Origin of the sequence: Caballeronia sp. NCF2, assembly GCF_023631205.1 — a bacterium.
Classification (GTDB): Bacteria; Pseudomonadota; Gammaproteobacteria; order Burkholderiales; family Burkholderiaceae; genus Caballeronia; species Caballeronia zhejiangensis.
Map to the genome: position 1 here is coordinate 18,595 of NZ_JALQDN010000095.1, position 12,203 is coordinate 30,797.

General features: G+C 63.4%; 11 protein-coding genes and 2 pseudogenes. 4 read left to right on the forward strand and 9 right to left on the reverse strand.

Features of this window, described 5'->3' with window-relative positions; translation table 11 throughout:
• Nucleotides 1-15: 15 nt before the first annotated feature.
• Entirely contained in the window at nucleotides 16-843 is an 828-nt protein-coding gene (locus NCS02_RS34565; RefSeq protein ID WP_250520592.1) for an AraC family transcriptional regulator, read from the reverse strand.
• Between the two features lie 685 nt (nucleotides 844-1,528).
• On the opposite strand from NCS02_RS34565, the pseudogene NCS02_RS34570 reads away from it, so the two are divergent.
• Both NCS02_RS34570 and hutG read left to right on the forward strand, forming a co-directional pair.
• Nucleotides 1,529-1,801, forward strand: a pseudogene (locus tag NCS02_RS34570) (formimidoylglutamate deiminase); the annotation flags it as partial.
• Nucleotides 1,802-1,829: 28 nt separating this feature from the next.
• Nucleotides 1,830-2,648 (forward strand): N-formylglutamate deformylase, encoded by an 819-nt coding sequence (hutG, locus tag NCS02_RS34575; RefSeq protein WP_250520584.1) that lies wholly within the window; start codon nucleotides 1,830-1,832, stop codon nucleotides 2,646-2,648.
• A gap of 189 nt (nucleotides 2,649-2,837) precedes the next feature.
• Here the strand turns inward: hutG and NCS02_RS34580 are convergent.
• The 8 genes and pseudogenes from NCS02_RS34580 to NCS02_RS34615 form a co-directional block, all read right to left on the reverse strand.
• A pseudogene (locus tag NCS02_RS34580) lies at nucleotides 2,838-2,984 on the reverse strand (SDR family NAD(P)-dependent oxidoreductase); the annotation flags it as partial.
• A 271-nt stretch (nucleotides 2,985-3,255) separates the two neighbouring features.
• Nucleotides 3,256-4,275: an ABC transporter substrate-binding protein gene (locus NCS02_RS34585; protein ID WP_250520585.1), complete on the reverse strand. Its 1,020-nt coding sequence runs from the start codon at nucleotides 4,273-4,275 to the stop codon at nucleotides 3,256-3,258.
• Nucleotides 4,276-4,299: 24 nt separating this feature from the next.
• Entirely contained in the window at nucleotides 4,300-5,208 is a 909-nt protein-coding gene (locus tag NCS02_RS34590) for an SMP-30/gluconolactonase/LRE family protein (protein ID WP_008345503.1), read from the reverse strand.
• A gap of 27 nt (nucleotides 5,209-5,235) precedes the next feature.
• The gene (locus tag NCS02_RS34595) at nucleotides 5,236-6,222 is read right to left on the reverse strand and encodes an ABC transporter permease (protein WP_175983205.1); all 987 of its coding nucleotides are present in this window, start codon (nucleotides 6,220-6,222) and stop codon (nucleotides 5,236-5,238) included.
• A complete protein-coding gene (locus NCS02_RS34600) occupies nucleotides 6,219-7,169 on the reverse strand; it encodes an ABC transporter permease (protein WP_250520586.1) in 951 nt (316 codons plus the stop codon). The genes NCS02_RS34595 and NCS02_RS34600 overlap by 4 nt, the downstream gene beginning before the upstream one ends.
• Nucleotides 7,166-8,647, reverse strand: coding sequence for a sugar ABC transporter ATP-binding protein (locus tag NCS02_RS34605; protein WP_250523642.1), 1,482 nt, complete (start codon nucleotides 8,645-8,647; stop codon nucleotides 7,166-7,168). Before NCS02_RS34605 ends, NCS02_RS34600 begins: the two co-directional genes overlap by 4 nt.
• Nucleotides 8,648-8,680: 33 nt before the next feature.
• A complete protein-coding gene (locus tag NCS02_RS34610; protein ID WP_008345492.1) occupies nucleotides 8,681-9,715 on the reverse strand; it encodes a substrate-binding domain-containing protein in 1,035 nt (344 codons plus the stop codon).
• A 210-nt stretch (nucleotides 9,716-9,925) separates the two neighbouring features.
• A complete protein-coding gene (locus tag NCS02_RS34615; protein WP_250520588.1) occupies nucleotides 9,926-10,348 on the reverse strand; it encodes a hypothetical protein in 423 nt (140 codons plus the stop codon).
• 558 nt (nucleotides 10,349-10,906) lie between these two features.
• Here NCS02_RS34615 and NCS02_RS36570 point away from each other — a divergent pair.
• Together NCS02_RS36570 and NCS02_RS34625 are read left to right on the forward strand one after the other, a co-directional pair.
• The gene (locus NCS02_RS36570; protein ID WP_175983208.1) at nucleotides 10,907-11,086 is read left to right on the forward strand and encodes an MbtH family protein; all 180 of its coding nucleotides are present in this window, start codon (nucleotides 10,907-10,909) and stop codon (nucleotides 11,084-11,086) included.
• A 39-nt stretch (nucleotides 11,087-11,125) separates the two neighbouring features.
• On the forward strand, nucleotides 11,126-12,007 hold the full coding sequence (locus tag NCS02_RS34625) for a cupin-like domain-containing protein (RefSeq protein WP_250523643.1): 882 nt from the start codon (nucleotides 11,126-11,128) through the stop codon (nucleotides 12,005-12,007).
• The last annotated feature ends 196 nt before the right edge of the window (nucleotides 12,008-12,203 follow it).

The following is a 12,203-nucleotide window of genomic DNA, read 5'->3' on the forward strand; positions in this document are numbered from 1 at the left end:
AACGATCGTGGCGTTTTAGCCGCGCGGAACGCCGCCCGCGACTTGTAACCAGCGCCCTGGCGTCAGCCCAAAGGTCTTCGAAAAGTGTCGCGTCATATGACTCTGATCGGCAAAACCCGCGGCTGCAGCAGCGCAAGCGAGCGAGGTGCCAGCGAGCAGCATGTGGCGCACTGCATCGAGGCGCCGCATCGTCAGATATCGATACGGGCTCGTGCCGTAGAACCTGCGAAAATCGTGCGACAAGCTCCAGCGATCGCGACCCGTCACCGCTTCGAGTTCGTCGAGCGCGACAACGCGCGAGCAATTTGCGTGCAGATAGTCGCGTGCACGCCGCGCCGCGAGGAAGTCCCCTTTGGCTGTTCTTACAGGCGTACCAGTGACGGCGGCCAAGGCATTCGCCAACTCGGCAAGTGCATCACTCTGTTCAAGCGGCTCGAGCGTATAGCTGACATGCTGCAGCAACGCTACGGTCGCAACCTCGAGGCGCCGATCGGTAGTCACGCCACCTTCGAGGAACGGCAGCGCTTGTCCGCCGAGCACTTCCTGAAAGAGAGCGGGTTCCACGTAGACCATCCGGTATTGGAACCCCTCATCGGTGCCCGCCTGGCCATCGTGAGCCTCATCGGGATGCAGTACGAGCGTGTTGCCCGGCAGGCTGTTCCGCTGGCTGCGCCGATAGTTGAAACTCTGAACGCCAGCGAGCGTGCGGCCGATCGCGTAGGTGTCGTGGCGGTGCATGGAGTATGCGCTGCCGTGAAACCACGCTTCGATGCGCTCGACGCCTTCTATCGGCTCGGCGCGCCTTACCCAGTCGGGGGGTAAGACCGCTGCTCGTAGATTCATGATATATGGCCCCGGATGGCCGCCCTGTGCTGATGCGGTGCAGATCTCAAGGCGGTGCGCGCGCAGGCGAAAACCGAATTGTCGCACGTGCGACGACGCGCTACATGCGCCTAGCGCATTCCTACGCAGTGGGACTTCCGCGGCCCTAAACGTCGGCTTGAGGAACGTGGACGGCCGTTCGGTGTTGTGAAGATCCGCTGCCGGCCGGGAGCTTGTGGGCAGTTGCAACCACTGACTGCTTTCCAGCGACGGGTTTGAGGAGGTGACGGGCGCAAACCGACCCAGAACCGCCGTTACCTGGACAGGGTTTTGGCGTCGGGTAACGAAATACACCGGTCATTCGACTGCAGGTCCGAAATCTAAAGATGACTGAACGCGATGTCATGTCGGCCGCAGCCTGATCGAACGACGCGTCAAACCAGGCAATGTGTTCGAACGACCATCGCTGCTTCGTCCGACCAGTCGACTAACCCCGCGAGTGTCTCAAGCTGACAGTTCCAAACTCAGGAGAGAGCTAACAGCGCCTAGCGGCGTCCGATCGAAGCGACATTGGCGCTGCCCCCCCAAGGTACCGACTGCGACCTTCGCATTGCGATACTGCCGCGCCTGAACATAGCCTTAGGTAAGCGATAGTGCAAACCCTCAATTCGTCATTCCCGCGCAATGGGAATCGTATTTTTGTCCAGGCGGCGCGCGCGCGGCCGGCCGCACCGTCGGCGCCCTCGAACAGGGCGGGCGGGCGGGCTGGATCGTGCTCGATTCCGACCATCCCGCTCTCGCCGAACAGACCAGCGCGACGTGGCTTTCGTCCGCCGTCTTTTGCGAACACGGCGAAACGCCCGTGCGCGATGTCTTCGTCGGCGGCGAGCGCGTGATCCACGAGCGCCGTCATCGCGACGAAGCCAGGCATTACGCGGACTATCGCCGGGCGCTGGCGCAGCTTCTCGCCGACGCCTGAACGCAACCGTAATTCCATTGCAGGCACCATGAACGATCTCTTCTCACTCGAAGTCGGCGATGCGCCGCTGATAATCTCCATTCCTCATCTCGGCAAGCACATTCCCGACGCCCTGCGCGACCGGTACACGGATATCGCGCTGACGGTCGCGGATACTGACTGGCACCTCGACCGCCTCTACGGCTTCGCCCGCGCACTCGGCGCGACGATCCTCGGCGCGCGCGTGTCGCGCTACGTGATCGACCTGAACCGGCCATCGAACGACGAGAGCCTGTATCCCGGGCAGACCACCACGTCCCTGTGCCCGACGGAAACGTTTCGCGGCGCGCCGCTGTATCGCGAAGGCTGCGCGCCCGACGCGGCCGAGCGCGATCGCCGGGTGGCGACTTACTGGCAGCCGTATCACGACGCCCTTCAGGAAGAGCTGACGCGCCTGCGCAGCCAGCATCGCAATGTGCTGCTGTGGGAAGCGCACTCGATCGCGAGCGTTCTGCCGCGCCTTTTCGAAGGCAAGCTTCCGGACTTCAACATCGGTACGCAGGATGGCCGTACCGCCGCGCCCTCCGTGCAGGAAGCTATACAGCGCGTCGCAGCGGCGAGTCCGTTCACATGGATTGCGAACGGCCGCTTCAAGGGCGGCTTTATCACGCGGCACGCCGGCGCGCCGCAGGACGGCGTGCATGCGGTGCAACTGGAGATGTGCCAGTCCACCTATATGAGCGAAAACGCACCGTTCCACTATCTGCCCGAGGTCGCGAGGAAAGTGGAGCCGGTGGTACGCGGCATGGTGAATGGCGCGCTCGACGCAATCGTCAAGCTGACTGCGAACGCCTCGCGGGCGAAATGAGCGCGAGACGTCCTTGCCGCAGGACGTCTCGGCAATACCTTCTGAACACCACGAGCAGAGACGCTCTGGCCAATGCACGCTTGCCGAACTTCATCAGCGCTCGGAGCAGGCGATCAGGCTGGCGGGCGACGAGCCAACCGCATTCAACGCGCCGTGTACCCGCCATCGACAGGCAGCGATATCCCGCTCGATCATCTCGAGCGCGACGGCGCGGGCGACCATCGCGGCGCCCCGCGCATTGACGGCCATCACGCGGTCGAATGCGTCCGCGTCGAGTTCCAGCGGCGATTCGAGCGATGCAATGCCCGCGCAGTTCACGAGACCGTCGAACGCTTCGAAGGGCTCCATGCGTCGTCGATGAGCGAACGGTGCGCGCCGACGTATCGAGAACGACGTCGACCGGGAACTCGTCTCCCCAGTTCGTGAATGTCCAAGCGCGCACGTGCTCATTCTTGGGCGAGGCGTTGCGCGTCTTGGCGCCGGCTTCGTCGAGCGCCTTGCGGGGCTCGCCATTTCCACTTGCTCAAATCCTTCCCGCGACCAAGATCGCAACCTTTAGCCCCTTGAGAGAATCATTCGTCGTGTTTCCATCTCCGATGATACGTGCCTACTTCTTCCCATCCACGACGGCGACGACCTCGTCGCGCGTGTACTCCTTGTTCGCCAATGCACCAACCGGCGTTTTGGCCAGCACCGCGTCGAGTTCCTCCGGCTTCACTTCCAGAACCGGCATACGGATGTCGTGCGGCATCTTCTTGCCGGCGAGAAGCTGCTGCGTCACCCAGAAGGCGAACGAGGACGCGCCCGGCGGAATCGTCACCGACATCGTCTCGTAACCGCTCTTCTTCTGTTCGGCCCACCAGGCGAGTTCTTCCTGCCGGTTGCCGAGAATGATGATCGGCGTCGGCCGCCCCGCGGCCTTGAGCGCCTGCGCGGTGCCGAAGCCGTCGCCCCCTTGCGTGAGCACGCCGTCGATCTTCGGCAAAGTCGGCAGGATGCCCGCGACCTGCTTCTGCGCGACGGTCTGCGTCCAGTCCCCGTGCACCGAACCGACGATCTTCATCCCCGGATACTTCTTGAGTTCGTCGACGATTCCCTGATGAATCTCGTCGTCCACGGAGACGCCCGCGAGTCCGCGAATTTCGAGCAAGTTGCCCTTGCCGTTCAGCCGCTTCGCCAGGTAATCGACCTGCATGCGGCCCATGCCCTGAAAATCCACGGCAATGCGATACGCGCACGGCTCGGTTGCGATGCCATCGAACGATACGACCGTCACGCCCGCGCCGCACGCCTGCTTGATGACGCCGTTGAGCGCCGTGGGCGAAACGGCATCGACGGCGATGGCCTTGAAGCCTTGCAAGATGAGATTCTGAATCTGCTGAACCTGCTCTGTCGCCTGGCTTTCGGCTGTCGTGAAGCTGGGCGCCGCCGCGACGACCTTCTGCTTCACGGCCGGATCGGCGACGTTGGCCCAGCTCTTGAGCATCTGCTGGCGCCAGCTATTGCCCGCGTAGTTGTTCGACAGCGCGATCTTCATCGACGACGTATCGCCCGTCGCGACCTGCGCCGACGCGCCCGCCGATGCCGCGACCAGGCACAGCGCCACGGCCAGTGTTGTGATTCTCATGCTCGTCTCCTGTTATTGATGTTTTTACCGTCCCGCGCCACGCACGCCGACATGCAGCGAATAGATCGACGACGTCGCCGTAATGAACAGGCGATTTCGATGGATGCCGCCGAACGTGAGGTTCGCGACGACCTCGGGAATGAGGATCTTGCCGAGCAGCGTGCCGTCGGGTGCGTAGCAGTGCACGCCGTCCTCCGCGCTGGTCCAGACATTGCCGTGCTCGTCGACCCGCATGCCGTCCGGCACGCCGCTCTGCATCTCGATGAACACGCGTCCGTTACGCAATACGCCATCGCCCGATACATCGAACACGCGGATATGACGCGGCGCTTCTTCGTCGTGGGAAGCGGCCGAATCCGCGATGTAGATCTGCGATTCGTCCGGAGAAAACGCGAGGCCGTTCGGCTTCGCGAAGTCGTCGCAGACGAGATGCACACGCGCGCCGTCGGGCGATAGGCGATACACGTTGCATCGGCCGATCTCGCTCTCTGCGCGATAGCCTTCGTAGTCGCTCAAGATTCCGTAGTCGGGATCCGTGAACCAGATGTCGCCCTTCGAATCAACGACGACATCGTTCGGCGAGTTCAGCCGCTTGCCTTCGAAATGCGATGCAAGCACGGTCACGCTGCCGTCGTGCTCCGTGCGCGTCACGCGCCGCGCGCCATGCTCGCAACTCACGAGCCGCCCTTCGCGGTCGCGCGTGTTGCCGTTGCTGTAGTTCGACGGCGCGCGAAACACGCCGACGCCCATTCCCGGCGCCCAGCGCAGCATGCGGTTGTTCGGGATGTCGCTCCAGACGAACAGGTCCGTGGCCGGAAAATAGACCGGTCCTTCCGCCCAGAGGCATTCGTCCGTCACTTTGGAAAGGAACGCGTTCGGCTGCAGCAGCAGCCTGAAACGCGGATCATGCACTTCGAAATCGCTGGGTTTCATGTCTCCTCGTCCTTTGTGGATTGCGTGTCAGCGCGCCGGTTTTCCGCCGGCGGCGACCGTCACCGCGATGATGAGCACGCCGTACACGATGGAGCGCACGCCGGCATCGGCGCCGACCGCGTTGAGCGCGGCGTTAGTGAGAAACAGGAACATCGAGGCGCCCCATACGCCGACGATCGTCGCCTTGCCGCCCGTGACCAGCGTGCCGCCGATCACGACCACGGCGATCGAGATCAGCATGTACTCGACGCCCATATCGAGCGACGCGCCGCCTGATGTCGCCGCGAGCAGCAGCGCCGTGAGCGCCGCGATCATCGACGAAAGCACGTAGGCAAGGCAGCGCGTGCGATGCACGTTCACGCCCGCGAGCCACGCGGCGCGCGCGTTCTGTCCGATCGCCGAAAGCCTGCGGCCATACACGGCGCGATGAAGCAGCACCGCGAGCGAGACCGACAAGGCGAGCGCAACCAGCGCGATATACGGCACGTTGAAGAGCCGGCTCGTGGCGAATGCGCCCAGCGCGGGCGGCGGCGGCGGAAGCTGGCGCCCTTGCGTAATGGCGATCGACTGGATGATGAAGCTCGACGACAGCGTCGCGATGATCGGCGGAATGCGCAGCAGCCGGATCAGCATGTAGTTCGCGATCCCGACCGCGACGCCCACGCCGAGCGCCGCCGCGACGCCGAGCGCAATCTGGCCGTTGGAGCCGCCCATCGCGTGCATGCCGACGACGCCCGCGAGCGCGATCGTCGACGGCACCGAGAGGTCGATGTTGCCGACACCCGACGTGATGACGAGCATCTGCCCGAGACCGACCAGCACCATGAACACGCCGTAGGTGAGGGCCGTCTGCGCGACATTGCTCGCGATGCCGAAGCCGAAGATGCCGACGATACCGAACCACACGAGCACCGTGCCGACGAAAGACCACGCCCAGGGCGCTTGAACGCCCTTCAGCCGTTCCCACGCGGTATCGTTGTTGGCGAGCGCTTCACCGGAAGTCTGCGATTTCATTGCCGTTCCCCGCGTTGCAGCAGCACGCGCAAGGACAGCACGACGATCAGGATCGCGCCCTGCATGCCGACTTGCCAATCCGCCGAGATGTTGAGAAAGGCGAGGAACGACGCCGCGAGCGTGAGCGTGATGGCACCGAGCACCGCGCCGATGACCGATATGCGCCCGCCGACGAATTCGCCACCGCCGAGAATGACCGCCGCAATCGAGAGCAGCGTGTAGCGCAGCGCAAGGTTCGCGTCGGCGGAGGTCGTGAGCCCGAGCAGCGAAAGACCCGACAGCACGCCGAACACGCCCGCGATGCCGTAAAGCGTCGCCTTGCTGCGCACGAGCGACCAGCCGAAGCGCCGCATCGCGCGCGGATTGCCGCCCGCGCCGCGTATGCGCACGCCGGCCGAGGTGCGCATCAGCAGAATGTGCCCTGCGATGGCAATGAGCACCGACCACACGATCGGCGCCGCGATGAACGGCGTCTGATAGCTCATCGCCGTGCCGAGCCAGCCGGGGCTCGCGCCGCCCGGCGAAGGCAGCAGCACGATCGCGAGCCCGCTCCACACGAACGACAGCCCGAGCGTCACGACGATCGACGGAATCTGTCGCAGTTCGATCAGCGCGCCGACGGCTGCATACGCGAGCACACAGGCGACGAGCGCGAGCGCGCCGAGCCACGGCTCCTTGACGAGCAGCGTCGCGCCGATGCACGCGACGAGACTCACGAATGGACCGATGGACAAGTCGAGATCGTTGACGGTGATGATCGCGAGTTGCGCAAGCGTGGCGAGCACGATCGGCACGGCCAGATTGAGCAGCAGGCTCGACCCGAAATAGCTCATCACGGCGGGCTGCATGACGAGAATCGGCACGAGCACCGCGACGAGCGAGATGGCGGGAAGCAGCGCGCGCAGACGCGCTTGCGTGTCCCGGAACGTGATGCGCGCGGGGGTCATGCGGCCTGCTCCTCGAAGCTCGCAGCGAGCAGCGCTTCTTCCGTGCATTCGTCAGCATGCAAGACGCGCGTGACCGCCGACGAGCGAAAGACATACGTGCGGTCGCAATGCGACAGCTCTTCGTTTTCTGTCGTGTACCAGATGAACGTGCGGCCTTTCGCGGCTTCGTCGTGAACGAGCCGGTAGATGTCGCGCTTGGTGCCTACATCGACGCCGCGCGTCGGATCGTCCATCAGAATGAGCTGCGCGTCCGACGACAGCGCGCGCGCAAACAGCACCTTCTGCTGGTTGCCGCCCGAGAGCGACAGGATGCCCGCGCCCATCGGCGCGCCGCGTATGCCGATCTTCGTGCGCCACGCTTCCACGAGCGCGCGCGCCGCCGCGCGATCGACGAGTCCGCGCTTGCGCTTCGCGCCGCCGAGAAGCCACCGCAAATCGAGATTCTGCGCGATGGACCACACCGGGAACACGCCGTCGCGCCCGCGATCGCCGGCAACGAATGCGGCTTTCATGCGGCCCGCGCCGTGGCTCGTCGCTGCCTCGTAGATGGCGAGCAGCGCTTCGGTCTGACCTTGGCCCGCGAGTCCGGCGAAGCCGACGATTTCTCCGCGCGATGCCTCGATCAGCGTATGTTTCCTTCCGCCGACGTTCCAGCGGAACGGTTTGTCATCGCTTTGTGCGTTGCGTATGCGTGCGGCGGCCGGCGTTTTCTCCGCTTCCAGATGCTGGCCCATCGCCTGAATGATCGACGCACGGTTCGCCTCGTTGCCCGGCAGCACGCCGACGATGCCGCCGTCGCGCATCACCATCACACGATTCGCGACGCGCTCTATCTCGCCGAGCATGTGCGTAATCAGCAGACAGGTGATGCCGCTCTCTGCCGCGCGCCGGACGAAGGCAAGCAGTTGGTCGGCGGTATGGGCATCGAGCGACGAGGTCGGCTCGTCGAGGATCACGAGACGCACGGGCGCGTCCGTCACCGTGAACCCGCGCGCGATCTCGACCATCTGCTGTTGGGTGAGCGTCAGATCGGACACGAGTTCGTTGCCCTTCAGTCCGTTGCCCGGAAAAATCTCTTCGAGCTTGTCGCGCATGAGCGCCGTTGCCGTGCGCCGCCAGCCGCGCCCGCGCAATTGCGGATGCACGATCGTCATGTTTTCCGCGACCGTCAGGTTCGCGCACAGCGAGAGTTCCTGAAAGACGCAGCGCACGCCGGCCTTGCGCGCGGCGTTGGCGTCGTAGTGCGGCGCGCTTTGGCCGTCCACTTCGATACGGCCCTGCGTCGGCGCATACACGCCCGCGAGCACGGCCATGAGCGTCGATTTGCCCGCGCCGTTGTGTCCCGCGATGCCGACGCATTCGCCGCGCGTGAACGCGAAGTCGATGTCCGCGAGCGCGCGCACCCGGCCGAAGGTCTTGCCGACGCCTTCGAAGCGAATCAGCGTGTGCTCGTCCTCTGTATTGATAGTTGCGCCCATTCACATGCCTCCATGCGTGGCGTCATCGAATCCTTATTTCTTGTCGAGCAAGGCCACGGTCTGCGGCAGCGTATAAGTGACGTCGGCGATTCCACCCGGCGGCGTCGCGGCGAGCCTCGCCGGCAACTCCTGCTGCGAGATGGCGAGCAGCGGCACGTTAATGGTGACTTCCTTCGGAATCTTCTTGCCCGCGAGCACTTGCTGCGCCACCCAGAACGCGAACGAGACCGCGCCCGGCGGATTCGACAGCGAGCGCGACTGATAACCGGTCTTCGCCTGCTCGCTCCACCATTGCAGTTCGGGATAGGTGCTGCCGATGACCATCGGCGGCGCGGGACGATTGGCGGCCTTGAACGCCTGCGCGATGCCGAACGACATCTCGCCTTCGGTCGCCACGCCATCGACTTGCGGTAGCGTCGGGAGAATGCCGGCCACAGCCTTCTGCGCGACCGATTGCGTCCAGTCGCCGTTCACCGAACCGACGAGCTTGAGCCCCGGATGCTTCTTGAGCCCTTCGAGCACGCCTTCGTGCATGAGGTTGTCGACGGAGATGCCGGCCACGCCGCGCACTTCCAGTATGTTGCCGTGGCCATTGAGCTTCGTCGCCAGATAGTCGACGCCCTGCTCCGCCCAGCCCTTGAAGTCGAAATTGACGCGATACGCGCACGGCTCGTCGACGACGCCGTCGAACGAGACGACGACGACGCCCGCAGCGCATGCCTTCTTGATGGTGCCGTTGAGCGCGGTCGGCGAAACGGCGTCGATGACGATCGCGTTATAGCCTTGCAGGATCAGGTTCTGAACCTGCTGCGCCTGCTCCGTCACCTGATTCTCGGCGGTCGTGAAAGCGGGCGCGGCCGCGATCTTCTTGTCCGCCACCGCTTGCTGGGCGACGGCGTTCCAGCTCTTGAGCATCGACTGCCGCCACGCGTTGCCCGCGAAGCTATTCGACAGGGCGATTTTTTTCTGTGTGGTGTCGCCCGTTGCGACCTGCGCGTGCGCGGCGCCTGCGAGCATGCAGACGGCGAGCGCGAGCGCGGCTCTTGCCTGCACTCCTTCACGGAACATCGGGTTGTCTCCTTTCATTTTTCTTGTGGAGAGGCGCTGCGCGACTTCATCTACAGCACGCCCCTTCCGGGCGCATCGGGCGCGGTGCCGATGCGACGCTTCCAGTCAGTCTGCTTGATTCGTCCTGCGGTCAGGCCAATCGCGGTGGTCAGGCCACTCGATCGCGGAGCCAGTATAACGACAGTTTCGCGATTCGTGCAATTGCGCGCGTTACCGGTAACAGCGCGGCGCAGCGGCTTCGCCCCGGCTCACCAATCCCGCGGCATTGACGACGTGGATATTCTTCAGGAACGATGCCTCGCCGGGCCGCTTCTCCACATATTCGAGCGCATCGTCGCGTTCGCCGGATGCGGGCGTGTAGCGGTCGCGCCAAAGCAGCCCATGATGGGCGATGCCGGCGAGTTCGGGCCGCGCATGCAGATCGACCGTGTAGCCCGTGCCCGCGATCACGAAATCGAATTCGAACGTGCCGTCTTCCGCACGCGCGCGCACGCGGTTGTCATCGACGACGGCTTCGTGCCAGGGCCCAGCCCGATGTAGATGGAAGTTCGCATGACGCGCCACGCGTTCGATGGCGTCGGCGGGTGCAGTCGAGCCCGCGCGACGGAACCGCAGCGCCTGGCGACAGCGCACGGCATCGCGGAAAGTTATCGTATGCGCCGGGATACGCGCGTGCGCGGCTCACCGGGACCGCAGTCCATGTTTGAAGCACTCACAAACTCGGGCGAGGTGCACAGCGCACGCTCTTTCGAGTTAAGACCGAGTCTGTGCCGGTCTGCATGCAAATGCCGGGCGCTTTGGATTAGAAAACCAATCCTTGATACGCTTCTTTTATTGCGATCGAGGCCATCGGGAAGCGCTTCCATAGCTGCGTACCTCGTCCCCCAAGGGCAGCGCACGCGTCACAAGCAACTCGACGTGCCTTGCGCCGAGCGCGATGTGGGCATCGCGCAAAGCACTCGTCACGCGAGACATATCGAACTCGGTAAGGCCCCCGCAATTTCCCTTGCTACCAATCCGAAGCCGATATTAAATAGCGATGCATTCCTCACGTCTTTTACAAGGTGCTCGTCGTATCGAGTGCGCGCCACGCTCGACGCACGCTATGGCTCTCGCGACACCTCATTCAATGCTAACTCCCGGCGCTTATATTTCGTTGCAATCCGAAGCACGAACGAAGGGAGCAACAGCGTGGACAATCCATTCGACGACGATCAGGGCACATTCCGTGTGCTGATCAACGAATCGCAGCAGCGCTCGCTTTGGCCCGCTCATCTCGAGGTTCCGGACGGCTGGACGGTGGAGTATCCAGATTGTTCACGCAGGCAATGCCTGGACTACATCGAACAGAACTGGACTGCACGGTCCTGATGATTCTCGATCTGGGAGTGGGAAATGGCCAAGCGCATTGTGAAAGTGATCGACCTCGTTCCGGGACGCAGCGTTCAGCTTCCGTCCATCGATAATGAAACGCTCAGACACGGACAATTCTGGAGCGACCATGTCTGCGCTCAGAAACCTGTTGTCATCAGAGGAGCGGTGCGCAACTGGCCTGCTCTCCGGAAATGGAACGCACCCGGCTATCTCGAAGCATTGACGGATAGCGAAGTCGGCATCTCGGATGCGTTCAACGCCTCGCCCACCGGTCTCTGGTATGCAAATCTCCCGAAGCTGAAACTCAATCAGGCCATTGCGCGTCTGCGCGACGCAGGGCGGGACGAGACGCATGCGATCCGCGCGCTCCCTATTCCGTCGGAATGGAAACCCGATCTCGGCCATTATGAGTTTCTCGAAAGAGAGCACGATCGACCGCCGCGCGCATATGCACAAGACCGGCTCTTCATCTATCGGAATGCTTCGACCGAATGGCACTACCACACGACCGACGAGACGCTAACCACGCAGATCATCGGCACCAAGCGCATTTCCATGTTCAGGCTGTCCAGTGAAAACTGGCAAGCGTATGCCGTGCCGATCAAGTCCAATCTTCATCACATGAATGATGGCGCGCGCTTCTTTCCCGCGGATGGTGCACTGACGAAGTTCGAAACCACGCTTGCGCCCGGCGACGTTCTCTATATCCCACCGTTCTGGTGGCATGGCGTCGATCCCGCCGATAACGATTTCGGCATCACACTCGCTCATTGTTTCAGAACGCCGCTCAATCGCCTCGGTTCACTGAGCGATCCCGCGGTGAAAGACGTCATCCGCGCGCAGCACAGCGCCATGCTCGCGTTCCGGATGAGAGCATTCGTCGCCCTCGGTTCGCTTTCGAGGCTCGTGACTCCCTGAGTTTCACATTCCTACCCGCGGCCAATCGAGGCGCGTTTGCGTCGCTTTACGCCGCCGCATCAGTCTGACGAACACGCAAGGACCTGTGCCAGATGCAACCACGCGCGAACGCGCGTGCGCTTCTTCCACGCGTTCCGATGACGACGTTCTCGACTATCGCTTTCAGAGCACGCGCGTGCTCTCCACTACGGATCGA